This window comes from Salinactinospora qingdaonensis (assembly GCF_039539445.1).
Taxonomy (GTDB): domain Bacteria; phylum Actinomycetota; class Actinomycetes; order Streptosporangiales; family Streptosporangiaceae; genus Salinactinospora; species Salinactinospora qingdaonensis.
Genome location: NZ_BAABDD010000006.1, coordinates 268,574 through 283,967, shown reverse-complemented (window position 1 = coordinate 283,967; position 15,394 = coordinate 268,574). Strand labels below are relative to the sequence as shown.

At 67.7% G+C, this 15,394-nt stretch carries 15 protein-coding genes, 1 tRNA gene and 1 riboswitch; of the genes, 7 read left to right on the top strand and 9 right to left on the bottom strand.

What is annotated here, in order from left to right:
- Positions 1 to 815: 815 nt before the first annotated feature.
- The gene (locus tag ABD848_RS09225; protein WP_344969674.1) at positions 816 to 1,124 is read right to left on the bottom strand and encodes a hypothetical protein; all 309 of its coding nucleotides are present in this window, start codon (positions 1,122 to 1,124) and stop codon (positions 816 to 818) included.
- A gap of 212 nt (positions 1,125 to 1,336) precedes the next feature.
- Positions 1,337 to 1,396, top strand: a riboswitch (guanidine-III (ykkC-III) riboswitch).
- Between the two features lie 666 nt (positions 1,397 to 2,062).
- Between ABD848_RS09225 and ABD848_RS09215 the strand changes: the two genes are divergently transcribed.
- Complete coding sequence (locus tag ABD848_RS09215; protein ID WP_344969672.1) at positions 2,063 to 2,830, top strand: helix-turn-helix domain-containing protein; 768 nt, start codon at positions 2,063 to 2,065, stop codon at positions 2,828 to 2,830.
- Here the strand turns inward: ABD848_RS09215 and ABD848_RS09210 are convergent.
- A complete protein-coding gene (locus ABD848_RS09210; protein ID WP_344969669.1) occupies positions 2,799 to 3,257 on the bottom strand; it encodes an HIT family protein in 459 nt (152 codons plus the stop codon). The genes ABD848_RS09215 and ABD848_RS09210 overlap by 32 nt on opposite strands.
- A gap of 316 nt (positions 3,258 to 3,573) precedes the next feature.
- On the opposite strand from ABD848_RS09210, the gene ABD848_RS09205 reads away from it, so the two are divergent.
- Both ABD848_RS09205 and ABD848_RS09200 read left to right on the top strand, forming a co-directional pair.
- Positions 3,574 to 3,696, top strand: a complete 123-nt coding sequence (locus ABD848_RS09205) for a DLW-39 family protein (protein ID WP_344969667.1) — start codon at positions 3,574 to 3,576, stop codon at positions 3,694 to 3,696.
- A gap of 228 nt (positions 3,697 to 3,924) precedes the next feature.
- Positions 3,925 to 3,997, top strand: a tRNA-Ala gene (locus ABD848_RS09200).
- 55 nt (positions 3,998 to 4,052) lie between these two features.
- Here the strand turns inward: ABD848_RS09200 and ABD848_RS09195 are convergent.
- From ABD848_RS09195 to ABD848_RS09175, 5 genes are all read right to left on the bottom strand, one after another.
- A complete protein-coding gene (locus ABD848_RS09195; RefSeq protein ID WP_344969665.1) occupies positions 4,053 to 4,718 on the bottom strand; it encodes a class I SAM-dependent methyltransferase in 666 nt (221 codons plus the stop codon).
- Positions 4,719 to 4,784: 66 nt separating this feature from the next.
- Entirely contained in the window at positions 4,785 to 6,017 is a 1,233-nt protein-coding gene (locus ABD848_RS09190; protein ID WP_344969663.1) for a cytochrome P450, read from the bottom strand.
- Positions 6,014 to 6,844 carry a class I SAM-dependent methyltransferase gene (locus ABD848_RS09185; RefSeq protein ID WP_344969652.1) on the bottom strand — a complete coding sequence of 277 codons (831 nt, stop codon included), beginning with the start codon at positions 6,842 to 6,844 and terminating at the stop codon, positions 6,014 to 6,016. The genes ABD848_RS09190 and ABD848_RS09185 overlap by 4 nt, the downstream gene beginning before the upstream one ends.
- 27 nt (positions 6,845 to 6,871) lie before the next feature.
- Entirely contained in the window at positions 6,872 to 9,970 is a 3,099-nt protein-coding gene (locus ABD848_RS09180; RefSeq protein ID WP_344969649.1) for an amino acid adenylation domain-containing protein, read from the bottom strand.
- A 31-nt stretch (positions 9,971 to 10,001) separates the two neighbouring features.
- Positions 10,002 to 10,451 carry a pyridoxamine 5'-phosphate oxidase family protein gene (locus tag ABD848_RS09175; protein WP_344969646.1) on the bottom strand — a complete coding sequence of 150 codons (450 nt, stop codon included), beginning with the start codon at positions 10,449 to 10,451 and terminating at the stop codon, positions 10,002 to 10,004.
- A gap of 663 nt (positions 10,452 to 11,114) precedes the next feature.
- Between ABD848_RS09175 and ABD848_RS09170 the strand changes: the two genes are divergently transcribed.
- From ABD848_RS09170 to ABD848_RS09160, 3 genes are read left to right on the top strand one after another with little or no spacing between them, the layout of a single operon-like run.
- Complete coding sequence (locus tag ABD848_RS09170; RefSeq protein ID WP_344969643.1) at positions 11,115 to 12,350, top strand: Tm-1-like ATP-binding domain-containing protein; 1,236 nt, start codon at positions 11,115 to 11,117, stop codon at positions 12,348 to 12,350.
- The gene (locus ABD848_RS09165; protein WP_344969640.1) at positions 12,347 to 13,168 is read left to right on the top strand and encodes a phosphoenolpyruvate hydrolase family protein; all 822 of its coding nucleotides are present in this window, start codon (positions 12,347 to 12,349) and stop codon (positions 13,166 to 13,168) included. Before ABD848_RS09170 ends, ABD848_RS09165 begins: the two co-directional genes overlap by 4 nt.
- Before the next feature lie 50 nt (positions 13,169 to 13,218).
- On the top strand, positions 13,219 to 13,629 hold the full coding sequence (locus ABD848_RS09160; RefSeq protein ID WP_344969638.1) for a cupin domain-containing protein: 411 nt from the start codon (positions 13,219 to 13,221) through the stop codon (positions 13,627 to 13,629).
- A 254-nt stretch (positions 13,630 to 13,883) separates the two neighbouring features.
- Here ABD848_RS09160 and ABD848_RS09155 read toward each other — a convergent pair whose 3' ends face one another.
- Positions 13,884 to 14,174 carry a hypothetical protein gene (locus ABD848_RS09155; RefSeq protein WP_344969636.1) on the bottom strand — a complete coding sequence of 97 codons (291 nt, stop codon included), beginning with the start codon at positions 14,172 to 14,174 and terminating at the stop codon, positions 13,884 to 13,886.
- Positions 14,171 to 14,428: a hypothetical protein gene (locus ABD848_RS09150; RefSeq protein ID WP_344969634.1), complete on the bottom strand. Its 258-nt coding sequence runs from the start codon at positions 14,426 to 14,428 to the stop codon at positions 14,171 to 14,173. The genes ABD848_RS09155 and ABD848_RS09150 overlap by 4 nt, the downstream gene beginning before the upstream one ends.
- A 271-nt stretch (positions 14,429 to 14,699) precedes the next feature.
- Here ABD848_RS09150 and ABD848_RS09145 point away from each other — a divergent pair, with 271 nt between their 5' ends.
- Positions 14,700 to 15,329, top strand: a complete 630-nt coding sequence (locus ABD848_RS09145) for a DUF1707 and DUF4870 domain-containing protein (protein ID WP_344969632.1) — start codon at positions 14,700 to 14,702, stop codon at positions 15,327 to 15,329.
- Positions 15,330 to 15,394: the final 65 nt, after the last annotated feature.

Here is a 15,394-nt window from a genome sequence, read left to right as displayed (position 1 = left end):
ACCAGCGCCGATGGTACTGCCTCCATGGTGCGGGGTGGGAGAGTAGGACACCGCCGCACACAATCCCCAACAGTGGGGGGCGGCTGAGCAGCGGTCCCGTCCCGAGAGGTTTTCCTTCCCCGGGGCCAGACCCCCTCAGCCGCCCCCCACTTTCATGCGCAGCCCCTGATCACTACACACCACCTGCGCATAGAAAACACACCCACCCCTCCACCAGCCAACTCCGCGAACTGGTGCTTGAACTTCTTCGACCCCAGCAGTACGCGCCGACTGCCCGGCGCGCCGCTCCCTCGCAATGAGGCGTATGGGGCATATTGGGAGACACGTCGCTTCTCCCTACCAGTCGAACGAACCCGTGAGACCTCGCTGTACCTGACACCGAGGCACCGGAAATCGACAGGTCGGTGAGGCTGGCGGATAGTGCCCGGCACAGCTATACCGCGCCGGGCGCAGCTCTGTGCAGGACACCTCGGCAACTGGCCGGGTGCCTCTCTCATCTGACGCTAACGTGGTGGAGTTATGGGACTCCGCAGGTCCAGACGGCCTGCGGAGAGGTCATTCCTCGTCGGAGTCGGTGCCTTCGGGGGTCTCCATGAGCTGGCGTACCAGCGCCATGAAGTCTTCGTCGCTCATCGCGGCCCAGTCCACACGCTCGTTCATGTCCTCCGGTTTCCCCGTAGACAAGATCGATAAGCACGCAACACCGTTCATGAGCCGGGAATTCTAGGTAAAATCCGGCGAGCGTTCGCTTCGTTACTCCCCTTGCGCCTGTGAGCTGCGGGTTCGTGCTTCGTCTCGGGACGGTGAACCGCTGATCACATCCGTCGATTGATCGCCGCTCGGCATTGAGGGCAGCGGCAGCGACGGTTGTAGCCGGTGATCGTACCGTGGGGAAGCTCAGGGTCACGTTCCGAGGTGAGGGTGGCGTCGAGCTGTTCGCCGAAGTCGCTGAGAATCCGCGCTGCCGCGAACACGCGCTGCGGACTCACGCCCAGATCCTTGGCGGCGTCGTCGATATGGGCTCCCGTGCGCAGCTTTGCGATCAGCCGGGACCGGATCGAAGGGGGAAGCTCTTCCTCAGCGTTCGCAATCAGGTCTTCGGCGTCTTCAATGGGATAGCTCATCGGTTTCCTAGGTCCGCGCAAGGGACAGTTGGTGTCCCTGGTCATCCATCTGTGCATGTTACGTCGTATATGCCACGAACAGCGCCAGGTTCGGCTCTGAATAGTATCCAATATGTTTCCGAATGCCTCTGCTCGTTGCGCGCGCCCGCTGTGAAGGCTTGAGCGAGGAATACGTCAGGACCGCGAGCAGGTGCGCCGGCTGTGGCGTGGGCACGGTGCTGGCCGCCCCCGGATGAGGTGCGTCATACCCGGTTAGGACAAGACGGCGCGTAAAGACGCTCGTTCTGGAGGCACATGATGGCGTGGATATTGCTGGTTCTTTCCGGACTGATGGAAACTGCGTAGGCGGTCGCCCTGGCAGCGTCTAAGAGTCTCACCCGTCCCCCTGCCCACAATCCTCTCCCTCCTCACCCTAGCGCTGAATATGGCCCGGCCTGGCTGTGGTGCTGCGCTCGATCCCGCTAGAGACCGGCTCTGCGGTATGGGCGGGGGCGGGGCGGTAGGGATCGTGTGGCTTGGTGAGCCAGTGGGGCTCGGGAAGGCCGTGTGTCTTGTGCTGATTGTGGCCGGGGCCGTCGGCCTGAAGCTGCTGCACTGACATCTAACGCGCCCCGCGGCGCGCTGCTTTCGCTGCAAGAACGGACCTGGCCAAGGGTTATCTCCCCGTCCGTCATGTGGTGATTATCCTCTTGGGCCACATAGATGGTTTTGAGACACACCAATCGTGGAATGACACGAGTTCCGGACCTCGGGAGACGAAGAAAATCAGCGATTTCCCGGTTAATTTGTAGAAACTCATTGCTAGAGGCTAGATCGAGTGCTTCTCTGGTGCTACAGCATCGGCACTCTGCGTGTATGGATTAGCCACGATGACCAGCCCTACAGTCCGCCGCCGTCGTCTTTCCGCCGAGCTGCGTAGGCGACGTGTACAAGCAGGAATGACCCTTAGTGATGTCGCTGATGTGCTTGAGTGGTCGCCAGCCAAGCTCGGGCACATTGAGACTGGTATTCGCAAATGGCCTTCGGTCATGGAGGTATCGGCGTTGCTCAGGCTTTATGGAGTCACTGGCGGGCAGCGTGAGGCCATTTTGACTATGGTGCGCGAATCTCGGCTGCGCCCATGGTGGACCGAATACGAAGACGTCCTTTCATCCGCTTACGTCGGAAACGAGGCCGGGGCCATCGCCATCGACACCTACGCTGGCATACTCGTTCCCGATCTTCTCCAGACCCCGGAGTACACAGCGGCCCTTGCCCGTGCGCAGGGACGCGACGCAGCCACAGTGGAGCGTATGGTCGCGGCTTTTCTCAAACGTCAGGAAGTGCTTGAGCGCGACAACCTGGAGCGGTACCACGCGGTGATCGAGGAGGACGCGCTGCGCCGGGTCGCCGCTGACTCCGAACTGCTCCACCGGCAGCTTCGTCGACTGATCGAGGTAGCTGAGGACGAGGACAACCCCATCACGGTCCAACTCATGCCCACCTCGTCGGGGCTGCATGCCGCCACCTCCGGCCCCTTCACCGTGCTGGAGTTCGACGAGGGCGAGAGTTCCCTGGCCTTCGTCGACGCCGCGCACGGTGGGGCGATCGTAGAGGCCGACGACGCGGTGGCCAAATGCGTCGAGGTGTGGCACAGGCTCACCGACGTCGCCCTGCCCCAACAGTCCACTCTGGTTATGTTGAAACGACTGGACCTTCTGACATGAGGTCCCGTAGTCCCGCCCGTACCGCCACCGCGTCGCTTTCCAGCATGTCGGAGTCGCGTTCTAGCCACTCGGCCTCGATCCGGAAACTGTCGCGGTGGTAGCGCGGGATCACGTGGAGATGGACATGGAACACGTCCTGGAAGGCCGCGGAGCCGTCTGAGAGAAGAATATTGACACCGTCGCACCGCAGTCCTGAGCGCCGCAGGCCGCGAGCCACGCGGTGCGCTACGAGCCAGGTGTGCGCGCCCAGGTGGGGGTTGAGGTCCTCAAGACCGTTGGCGTGCTCCCGCGGCGCGACCAGGACGTGCCCAGGCGTCACTGGAGAGGTGTCCATGAACGCGATGACACGCTCATCGCGGTGCACCACGATCGCGTCCTCGGTATGCTCTCCTGCGATCTGGCAAAAAGCGCATTGGTGACGGCCCATGCACAACGATGGCACGGAGTCTGGCGCCTTGTCATCGAGCGGTACCTCGAGCCCGCGAGCGTGGCCGAAAGTGGACGCCGTACAACTGTGCCAGTTCGCGCCGCTGTTCGTGTTCTCCCCTGAGCGAAGCGCCGGATGCACGCGGGATCAGGGAGTAACGTGTTGCTATTCTGCTTGGGGACAAACCCATAGAGTCGGGTTGACGTCTTTCGCTCGAATCACACTGGTCGGTGCGGCTTCGGCGCACAGGACCCGTGTTGAGTCATGTATCCAGACCTGATCCGTACTCCTTGAAAAGGAAGAAGGGGTCCACGCCGTGAAGAAGATCATCGTTCTGGTGCTGGTGGCCCTCGGGGCGTTCGCCATCTACCGGAAGATCCAGGCTGACCGGGCCGAGCTTGACCTGTGGACGGAAGCCACGGCGGCCGGCGACAACTAGTTGCACAAGCGGGCCAGCCACGGCACGTCCTGGACGTGCCAGTGGCTGTCGCTTGTCCGGACCGCGGACAGTGGGTGACTCCTTACCCCTCCCGGGCCGCGCTCCACACACGGTCGCTCCACCTCAGCTCGTTGCGCGGACCCGACACGGATTCGCCCCATGCGCAAGAGCGGTATGCTTTCTGGGGGTACCGCCCGAAGCGACCGTGTGCGGTCTACCCTTATTTCAGGGGCCATAGCTCAGCAGGCAGAGCGCCGGTTTTGCATACCGGAGGTCAGGGGTTCGACTCCCCTTGGCTCCACCCACATGAGCCCAGCTCAGCGAACCGAGAACGGCCGCGGCCACCGTGCCCTGGATTATTTCCGCAGTTCCACGGTTACGAACAAGGGGCTGTCCCAACTGTTGTGCAGCGTGAAGGGGGAAGCGGCAACCATCCGTTCGAGGTCGCTTCGGCTGTAGCTCAGCCGGTGGGCGTAGTAGCGCAGCACGGCGCTGCTGCACGCGCGGGCCAGCGGTCCCATCCCCATCTGCTTGCCCTCGTGGTTCAGGGCCCGCCGCGACAGGTCGGGGCGCAGGTCGCTGACGAACGCTCCACCGCCGGGCCGCAGCACCCGGTGCATCTCCCGCAGCGCGCTCACCGGGGCAGCGAAGTTCTTAATGGCGTTGCAGCAGGCGACGAAGTCGAAGCTGGCGTCGGGGAAGGGCAGCGCCGAGGCGTCGGCCTGGCGGAAGTCCACCGGCGCTCCGGCTTCGGCCGCGGCCCGGCGCGCGGTGGCCACGAAGTCGTCGCTGAGTTCGACGGCTGTCACCGTGTAGTCGCCGGTGCCGGCCAGCAGGATCGCCAACAGTCCCGGCCCCGAGGCGACCTCCAGCAGTTCGCTGCCGCGTGGGGCGCGCTCGGCGACCTGGCGGGCCTGCTCGTGGTACTCGTGGCTGTTTCTGTTGGCCAGAGAGGCGTACCAGCGGACGGTCAGCTTGGCGAATCGGATGCCTCGGTAGCTTTTCGTGGCTGGGGCTGCCATCACAGCCTCCCTCGGTAGTTCGGTTTCTGGCTGCCCGTGCTCGTCGGGGCCGGCGCGCTGCTCGGTTCACCAGCGCACCGGCAGGGACAGGGGCGATTTGATCGGGGAGTCGTCCTCCCAGGGAAGCTCGCCGGGGTCGACGGCCAACTCCAGGCGCGGGAACCGCTCCAGCAAGGCGGCCAGGGCGATCTCCAGTTCGGCGCGTCCCACGTGGGAGCCCACGCAGTTGTGCTCGCCGCGGCCGAAGACCAGGTGGGGGTTGTGCTCCCGCGTGATGTCGAACGTGTCGGCCGCGGCGAAGACCGTCTCGTCACGGTTGGCGGCGGCGATCGCGGGGAACACCGCCTCGCCCGCGTCGATGCGGTGGCCGTTGACGTCGATGTCCTCGGTGGCCACCATGACCACCGGCGCGTTCATCACCGGCAGGTAGCGCAGCAGCTCCTCGACCGCATTGGGCAGCAGAGCGGGGTCGGCGCGCAGCGCGTCGAGGTGGCCGGGGTGGGTGAGCAGGGTCAGCACCGCGTTGGCCAGGAACATTGTGGGGGTGCGGTAGCCGGCGACGAGGATGGACAGCCCGAAGCAGATGACGTCCTCCTCGGTCAGCTCCCCCGCGTCCTGGCGGGCCACGAGGTCGCTGAGGATGTCGTCGCCGGGTTCGCGGCGTTTGTGGTCGGCGACTTCGCCGATGAAGCCCCGCAGGAACTCGATGGAGGCGCGTCCCTGGTCCAGCGTCAGCATCGCGCCCAGCGCCGCGTCGGCCGGCCCGAGGAACCGGTGTCGCTGCCGGTAGGGCAGTCCGGTCATCTCGCAGGCCACCCGCAGTGGGAACGGCTCGGCGAATCCGGTGACCAGGTCGCCGGGGCTGCCGGAGGCGTCGAGGTCGTCGAGGATCTCGTCGGCGAGGTCGCGGATTCGGGGACGTAGCGAGCGTACCGAGCGCAGGCTGAACGCTTCGGCGGTGGCTTGACGCAGCGCCGTGTGGCGCGGCCCTTCCAGTTCCATCATGGTCACCAGAGCCGGACCCGTGGGCGAGGGCCACTGCGGGCCGGTGGGCCACTCATTGACCGCCGGCCGAGTCAACCGCGGGTCCCCCAAGAGGGCGCGCACGTCCTCGTAGCGGGTGACGAACCAGCCGGCGGCGCCGGTGGGGTGGCGCACCCGCGCGAAGGGGCATTCGGTGCGCAGTCGTTCATACTCGGCGGGCGGCCCCATGGAGCCTTCGGGCGGGAGGGGAAACCCCGGTAGTGCCGTGTCGGTGGGGCAGGTGGGGGGTGGTCCGTTCCGGTTGCCAGCGGTCATGGGGCATCCTCTCCGTGGGGGTGGGCGGCGGTGGGCGAGTGCGGTGGGGCCTTGGCTAGCCGCAGCCGTACCAGGTAGCCGCCGGGGGGTTCGCCTTCGACGCGGTGGATACCGGCCAACCGCCAGCCGGTGCCGTGCAGCACCTCCGGAAGTCGCTCAGCGGGCAGGTAGGGCTCCCCGCCGGACCAGTGGCTCCACGGGGAGCGGTAGCCGCCGTGCTCGATGCGCGCCCGCAGGCGGGCAGGCTCATCGGCGTCGGGGTCCTCGAAGTCCGAGCCCAGCAGTTGGGCGTCGGGGGCGGCCAGTGCTGCGAGCGCGGTCAGCGCCGCCTGCCTGCGCGGGTCGCCGATCAGCATTCCAAGGTTGCCGCCCAACAGCAGGAAAGTGTCGAAGCGGCCCAGATCAGTAGGGAGGTCCCACAGGTCACCGCGGCGGGCGTCGACTCCGCGTCGCCGCGCCACCGCAGCCGCCGCCGAGGGCTCCACCCCCACCACCTTGTGGCCGGCGGCTTGGAGCGCCAGGGCGTGCCGGCCCGCGCCGCAGCCCAGGTCCAGGACCCGTCCGCGCGCCTTTTCGCAGCCCACGACGTCAGCGGGAAACCACGACTGCGGGCCGCCGAAGTAGCTCGCGGCGTCCTCGCTGTAACGGCAGCGGTTCTCCAACTCGTAGACCAGGTGGGTGAGGCCCTGCTGCCCTCCGGTGTGTTCGACCAGCAGGTAGGCCTGCCCGTAGATCTCGGCGATCGTGGGCGGCCGGTCGGTGGGTAGGGCCGAGTCGACGGGGGGTGCGTGAGAGGCGTCGATGGGAGTGAGGGGTGTCTCGGGCACGGCGGTCCTCTCGGTCGCGAGGCAGGGTCAGGCGGCTTCGGGGTGGGGCAGGTAGCCCACGTGGCGGAAGTAGTCCAGGTACCGGTCGAGGAGGGCGTGGTCGACGGGTGGGCAGTGCAGGCCGCTGCCGGCCAGCGCACTTTCGATGTTGTCGCGGCCCAGGCTCGGGAAGGTCTCCGCGAAGTACATCTCCTTGACCGAGATGTCGGCCTTGTTGCTGCGGTCCACGCATAGCGACACGAACGGTGCGGTGGGGCAGGTGGGGTGGGCGGCGACGTGGCGCACCAGTTCGGCTACCCACTCCTGGTAGCCCAGCAGCGTGATGGGGTAGCCGGCGGCGCGCATACGTTCGAGCATGTCGGCGAAGCGGGCCGGAGCCGGGTTGGTTAGGTGGTAGACCCGCCGGGTGGGGCGCTGGTGGGTGGCGATGTGGACGAGGGCGTCGGCGGCGTAGTCCACCGGCACGAAGTCCATTGGCAGCGCGATGTCGGGGGCGAGCCCGGTCTCAGCGACGGTGCGAAACAGTGAGCAGATCGCGGTCTCGGTGTTGCAGGCGCCGTTGTGCTGGTCGCCGGTGATCTCGTAGGGGCGGTGGATGGCGAGGGGCAGTCCCTGCTCGGCGGCGTCCTGGAGGACTCGTTCGGCGACCCATTTGCTTTCGGCATAACCCATGGTGAGCCGGTCGGCGTGGGCGAGCGGGGTCTCCTCGGTCACGTGCCGTGTGCCTGCGGTGCCGAACCCGGCCACGACGGCGATCGTGGACACGAAGTGCAGCGGGACCCGCCGTGGTGCGGCCATCTCGACGAGCGTGCGGAGGCTGTCGACGTTGGCGGCGCGTAGCGCACTGTAGGGGTACAAGAAGTTGACCTGGGAGGCGGCGTGCACGATCAAGTCGAGGGTGGCGGCCAGGTCGTCACGGTGCCGGTGGTCCAGGCCCAGCCCGGGCGCGGTGAGGTCGTAGGGGAAGCAGTTCACCCGGTCGGCCACCAGGGTGGGGTCCAGGCCGTAGCGTTCAAAGCAACCGCGGATGCGTTTGCGAGCGTGGGTGGCGTCGCGGGCGCGCACCGGGCAGTGGATGCGGGCGTTGGTGGCGCGCAGCAGCCGGTCGAGCAGGAAGGCGCCGAAGAAGCCGCTGGCGCCGGTGAGGACCACGTCGCGCGGGTGCTGCCAGCGCGGCTCGTCGCCGTGAGGTCGCGGCAGGGTGAAACCTAGCTGGGCTTCGGCCTCCCAGTCGGGGGGTGGTGTGTCGGTGGCCCCGCCGGTGCCGCGCAATCGTGCCACGGCTGCGGCATAGCCGGCCAGGGTGGGGTTGTCCAGCAGGCAGCGGATGAGGTCGCTGCCGTGGGCGAGGTCGAGGCCGAGCGCGGTGAGGGTGCGGGTGACGACTTCGGCGGCCAGCAGCGAGTCGCCGCCCAGCGCGAAGAAGTCCTGCGACGGGCCAGGCCGTACGCGCAGCACCGTTTCCCACACTCCGGCCAGCAGTCCATGGGGGTGGTGGGGGCGCTCGGCCGGGGCGGGCGCGCCGGTGGGGCTGTCGGGTGCTTCGGCGGCCCGGGCGGCGGGGGTGGCCAGTGTGGCGAGTTTCGCCCGGTCGACCTTGCCGGCGCTGTTGACGGGAAACCGCGCCATTTCGACCAGCCGGGCCGGGATCGCTTGGGCCGGCAGCCAGGCGGCCAACTCCTGGCGCAGCCCTTCGACGGGCACCGGGCGGTCGGGGGCGGCGGCGGTGAGGTAGGCGATGAGTCTGCTGGGGCGGTCGCTGTCGCCGCGGGGCTCCACCACGGCTTCGCCGACGTCGGGGTGGTTGCGCAGTTGGGTCTCGATCTCGTCGAGTTCGATGCGCTGCCCGCGTAGCTTGATCTGGCGGTCGTGGCGGCCCCGGTACTCCAGCGTGCCGTCGGGCAATTGGCGGGCGCGGTCGCCGGTGCGGTAGATCTGGATGTTCGGATCGTGGGGGGCGGCTCCGAAGCGTCGCGCCGTCAATTCGGGGTCGTCCAGGTAGCCCAGCGCCAGGCCGTCGCCTCCCACGAGGAGTTCCCCTTCCTCGCCGAGGTCGGCGAGCGTGCCGTCGTCGCGCACGACGAAGCATGTGGAGTTGGCGATCGGCCGGCCGATGGGCACGCTCGTCGTCCCGGTGGGCACGTCGTCGACGATGTGGGCCAGTGACACCACGGTGTTTTCGGTGGGGCCGTAGAGGTTGGCCACGGTGGTGTCGGGGCAGGCGGTCACGATCGCGCGGGCCAGGTCGGGGTCCATCACCTCGCCGCCGGCCGAGACCCAGCGCAGCCCGCTCAGGGCGGTGGGCCGGGTGCGGGCCACGGCGTGGAAGACGCTGGTGGTCAGGTAGGCCATGGTGACCGCGTGGGTGTGGAGCCGCTGTTCCAGAGCCGCTGCCGACAGCAGTTCCTCCCGGTCGATCAGCACCAGGCAGGCGCCGCCGAGCAGGGTCGACCAGATTTCGATGGTTGAGGCGTCCGAGGAGAGGTCGTAGGCGTGCAGCACCCGGTCCGCCGGGCCGGGCGGGGCCAGGGTGGGGTCGGAAAGGGCGAGCCGCACCACACCCCGGTGGGGGATGGCGACGGGTTTGGGGCGGCCGCTGGTGCCGGAGGTGAACATGACGTAGGCGCGGTCGAGGGCCGTCGTCTCGACGGCCGGGGGAGCGCCGAGGTCGGGGGAGGGCGGGCCGGCGAGGTCGATACAGGTGCGGAGTCGCCGCGGTTGCGCGGTGCTGCCCGGCAGCCGCACCGCGACCTGTACGCCGGCGTCTTCGGTCATCGCCTGCAACCGAGCCGGGGGCAGCGTGTCGTCCAGTGGCACGTAGGCGGCCCCGGTTTTCAGGATGGCCACAATCGCCACCAGCGCTTCCAAGCAGCGGCTGCCGCACACGCCCACCCGGTCGCCGTGGCCCACTCCGGCGGCGTGTAGGCGGGCGGCCAGGCTCGTGGCGCGGGAGCGCAGTTCACCGTAGCTGATGGCCCGGTCGTCGTGGATCGCGGCTGGGGCGTGCGGGCGGGTGTGGGCCTGGGCGTCGAACAGGTGGTGCAGGCAGGAGTGTCGGGGGTAAGCGGTCCTCATCCCACCCGCTGTTGGGGTGAGCGAGGTCGAGGTGGCGCCCGGGGTGGTCACGTCGTGTTCCTTCCGGCACGGAGCGGGCGGGCTAGCTGAACCCTTTCGCGAACTGGCTGAAGTCGGCTGTCCGCCATCGTTGGGGGCGCATTCGGAAGGTGACATCGGTGGTGAGTTGCTCTTTGGTGGCGTCGAGGTAGGCCGCCGCGGTCTCGGGGTCGAGATAACGGTGGGCCAGCGCCGCGCGCTCGGCGGGGGCGACGTGGTCTTCAAACGTCGCGGGGCCTTCGACGCTGACGTAGCGGTAGGGCGGGGTCTCGTCTTGGACGCACAGACTGAACCGTCCCGCCTGCCTGATGAGCCGCCCTTTCAGCGAGGTGCGGCCTGTGGTGACGACGAGCTCTCCGCCGGGCTCGTAGGAATACCACACCGGGGCCAAAACCGGGCCGTGCTCCCCGCGCAGGTCGGTAACGCCAAGAATCCCGACGCGCGCCTCGGCGAGGAATGTTTCCCGATCATCGCGCGACATCGCGAAGTCCATGAAAACTCCCTGTGACGGTTGAAAGAGGGGTTGCGAACTATGGGGAGTTTTGAAATGGCGTGTTGGTGGGTGATGTTGAGAGGATGCGACACCGTCGGAGCTAGAAATGAATATACCACTGAAAATGTGGCTGGCAATCCTGTGAATAATTTTCTTATTCTGACGATGGTGAAAATGATCCTGATTTGGCGGTGTGCTGCGCTTTTTGGGGTGATGCGGCTCGTGTGGGGTGCAGAGCGAACGTGGCGCTGGGTGGGTGTGAGGCGCTCAGGGTTCGCTGTGTTCCGTTGTGAGTGTGCCTGTTTTGGTTGTGCTTGACTATTTATTGGCTCATATGTTCAGCGGTATGGAAATGGTCGCGAAGAATTGTTTGAGAGAAAATCTGTCGTGCTCGCCCGATCGGGGTCGGCCCTGGGGGAGGGCCGGCCCCGATCGGGCGGCAGCTCCGCCCCGCCTCGGCGGGCTCCCGTGACACACCCCGTCACGCTCAGTCACCCACGTCTCCGACAGCCGTATTCTTAGCTTCACCTACCGTGGGGTAGGACCACCTCACAACACTCCCGCGAAACGCCGGCACGCCGGTCCGCCGCTTGCCAGCGGCACCGGCAGCGGACCGGGAGGCGCGGCATACGGCTGTAGCGACCAGGACGGAGGTGAGTTGACATGCCCACTGTGCTACTCGTGGGGACATTCGACACCAAAGGCGTCGAGTACACGTGGCTACGCGACCGCATCGGTGAGTTGGGGTGCGGCGTACGCGCCATCGACGCCGGGGTGGGCGAACCGGTCGGCATCACCCCCGACGTCGCTCACGACGAGGTGGCAGCCGCGGCCGGAGCCGACGTCGCAGGGCTGCGCGCCGCCGGCGATCGCGGCGAAGCGGTACGCCTCATGGGAGAAGGTGCCGCCCGGATCGTCGAGCGGCTGATCGACGAGGGACGCGGCGACGCCGTGCTCGCCGTCGGCGGCAGCGGAGGTTCCTCGATCGCCGCGCGCGCCGTGCGCGACCTCCCGCTGGGTGTTCCCAAGCTGCTGGTGTCCACGATGGCCTCCGGCGACGTCGCACCCTACGTCGGCGCCAAGGACGTCACGGTGATGTACAGCGTCGTCGACATCGCCGGAGTGAACCGCGTCTCCGAACGGATCTTGGGCAACGCCGCCGCCGCGATCGTGGGCATGGCCCGCGAGTACGCGCGCCCCGCCCCCTCTGAGCGCCCCACAGCTCCCCTGGTCGCCGCCTCCATGTTCGGCGTCACCACTCCCGCGGTGGAAGCCGCCCGCGCCCGGTTGGAAGAGCTCGGTTACGAGGTTTTGGTGTTCCACGCCACGGGTGCCGGTGGGCGCGCCCTGGAGTCGCTGGCCGAGAGTGGACTCCTGCACGGCGTGCTGGATCTGACCACCACGGAATTGGCCGACGAACTCGTCGGCGGGGTGCTGTCGGCCGGCCCTGACCGGTTGCGGGCCGCGGGACGGCGCCGCCTGCCCCAGGTGGTCGCGCCCGGTGCGCTGGATATGGTCAACTTCGGCCCTAAAGACACCGTCCCGGAGCGTTTCGCCGAACGCACCCTCTACGAGCACAACCCCACCGTCACGCTCATGCGCACCAGCGCCACCGAGATGACCGAGTTGGGCGAGATCGTGGGGCAGCGGTTACACGACGCCGCGGGGCCGACCGCGCTGTTCTGGCCGCTGCGTGGCGTGTCCGCCCTGGACGCCGAGGGGATGCCGTTCCACGACCCGGCGGCCGACCAGCGCTGCCGTGAGGCCGCGCACACCGCCCTGGCCGGCGGTGATGTGGAGTTCATCGAACTCGACCGCCACATCAACGATCCCGCCTTCGCGGTGGCGATGGCCGACCGACTGCACATGCTGATCGAGAAACGTGGAGAGGGCCAATGAACAGGAAGGAAGCGCTCACCCGGCTGCGGGCGGCCATCGATCGTGGCGAACCGATCATCGGGGCGGGCGCCGGGACCGGGCTCAGCGCCAAGTGCGCTGAAGCCGGCGGTACGGACCTGATCATCATCTACAACTCGGGCCGTTACCGGATGGCCGGGCGGGGGTCGCTGGCGGGGTTGCTGCCCTACGGCGACGCCAACCAGGTCGTGGTCGATATGGCCGCCGAGGTGCTGCCGGTGGTGCGTGACACACCCGTACTCGCCGGAGTCTGCGGTACCGATCCGTTCCGGATAATGCCGGTGTTCCTCGACGAGCTGGCCCGCATGGGGTTCTGTGGCGTGCAGAACTTCCCCACGGTCGGCCTCTACGACGGGGTGTTTCGCCAGAACCTTGAAGAGACCGGGATGGGGTTCGACCTGGAGGTGGAGATGATCCGCCAAGCGGCCCAGCGGGATCTGCTCACCGCCCCCTACGTGTTCGACGCCGATCAGGCCCGCGCCATGGCCCGGGCCGGCGCCGACGTCTTGGTCCCCCACGTGGGGTTGACCACGAAGGGCAGCATCGGCGCGGCCACCGCACTCACCTTGGACGAGGCGACGCAGCGGGTGCAGGAGATGCGTGACGCCGCGGTGGAGGTGCGGGCCGACATCATCGTGCTATGTCATGGCGGCCCCATCGCCGAGCCAGAGGATGCCCGCTACGTGCTGGAGCGCGCGACAGGGGTGGCCGGGTTCTTCGGCGCCTCGTCGGTGGAGCGGCTGCCCACCGAGCAAGCGATCACCGGCCAGATCCGCGCTTTCAAGCACGTCCGAAGCTGAAACCGTCCAAGACCCGCCGAGACAGCCCCGCCTCGAACAGGAGAGCACGGATGCACATCCACCCCGACGACATCCCCGGCATCAGCTTCGACTGGGGCGCGATCAAATGGTTCGTGACCCCCGACACCGTCCCCGGTACCGCGGTCACCCAGGGAGAAGTGATCGTCAACCCGGGCAAGGGGCACGCCCGGCACCGCCACCCCCGCTCCGAGGAGCTGATCTATGTGGTCTCGGGCCGCGGCGAGCAGACAGTCGGTGACGAGGGCCCCTTCGCCATCACCGAAGGGGATCTGGTGCGCATCCCCGTCAACGAGGAACACTCGACGTACAACACGACGTGGCGGCCGTTGCGGCTCATTGTGACCTATGCGCCCGGCGGCTCGGAGACCGATCTGGAGGGCGCGCCCGACTATCGCGGTCTTGCGGCCGGAGACGTGCCGCACTGGCGGCAGGCCGATTGAGGGGGCACGGTGGGCCGCGTCAGGGCCCACGGCGCATGGCGGGCGCGCCGACGCCGAGGGTAACCGCACGATGCCCCTTTCGCTGCGGTGCCCGTCCCGGTGTTGCTCCAGCTAGGTTGTTGTTTTTCGGACGGCTGGGTTGTGGGGATGTTCTTCGTTCGTGCCTCGATCGCTGCGCGATCTCGGCAGCCTGTGGAGGCGCTCACCCGCTTGTGCCCACCGCCGGCCCTCGCCGCCCTTCCGAAAAACAGCCCCTAACGTTGCGGCTTCATCCAGTGGGCGTTGGCTAACCCTTCGGCGGCCCGCTGCCGCTCGGCCGGCGAAGATAGCAGCACGCTCAAGTAGTGCCCGGCCGCTGCGAGCTTGCGGGCGATGTCGGTGGCGTCCTTGGCGTTGGCGCCGTTGGGGGTGAACACCAGCGGTTCGCGGGGGCCGAGGTGCAGGATGACTGTGGTCGCGTCGGGGGTGACCTCGACCCGGATCGCGCCCGGCTCCACGAGCCTGGCGAGTTCTGCCGATGTCAACTGCCTTGGGGGGTCACTCATGGTGCCCCCGTCGCGCTACGCGGCGGGTTGACCGGCCGAGCGTAACCGCGCGGGGGGTGCCGCAGTACCGTTTCGAGCCGCTCGGCGGTGTCCTCGTGCAGGGTGGGGGAGTAGCCGTCGTCTCGGCGGTTCGTCGCTACCCACGCCGCTGTGTTGCCATGCTTGTCGACGCTGCGCCAGATGTGCCAACCGGGAAACTCCGTGCTGAGGCGCGCGAGCTCGTCGTTCTCGTGCTCAGGAATAGTGTTATCCATATCATGCAGTCACATTGGGTAGCTGGATTGTAACAGAAAATGGCCTTTCCTTGGCTGGGTCTTCCCTGGGCACATCCGCTGCGGCGAGGGAAGAGCGACGGGCGTGTTCGGCGGGAGTCGGGGGCCGCATGAGGGGCGCCCCCGAGTGAAATCAGGGGGCATTCAGGGGCGATGTCTTAGCCATCGCGGGCCGTGCCCACGCATGATGGAAGTAGGGCTTCTGGCGTAACCACACGCGGTGGCCTCACCGCTGATGTGGCAAGGAGGGCATGTGGCTGTGTACGACCCGACTCCCGCTCCCAGGCCGGGAGACGACCGGCGCCGGGGGCCGGCGGCCTGGAAGGGGCAGGCCGCCTCCCGCAGACTCACCGACGAGGAACGCGACTTCGCCGCCGATATGCTCAAGGACGCCTACGGCGCGGGCCAACTCGACCATGACGAGTTCGACCACCGGCTCGAGCTCGCCATGAACGCCAAGGTCGGCGCCGACTTGGTGCCGCTCGTGCAGGACCTGGGGGTTGAAAGCACCACGGGGGCCGAACCTGCCTCAGAGGAGCGCCTGTGGGCGGCGGGTACCCACTTCTCGGGCTACTTCGTCTTGGCTCTGGGGCCGTTCCTCACGCTGCTGCTGAAGGGCAACACTTCGCCCTACGTGCGTCGCCAGGCTCTGGAAGCGCTCAACTACCAGCTCAACTTCCTCATCGCGACACTGGCGGTGCCCATTGTCGGGGTCCTCACCCTCGGGGTGGGCTTCGTCGTCTATGCGTTCATGTTCGTTGGGTGGTTCATCCTGCCGGCGATCGCCGGCTTCGCCGCCGCGATCGGGTGGAACTGGCGCTACCCCTTCACGGTGCGGCTGATCAAGGACCACGGCAATCAGATATGGGACCGGCAGGGCTGACGTGCGGGAACCGGCGGGTATCGTCGCCGCGCCCGCCCGTCACGACTGTGGCCCCGGAGGAATGT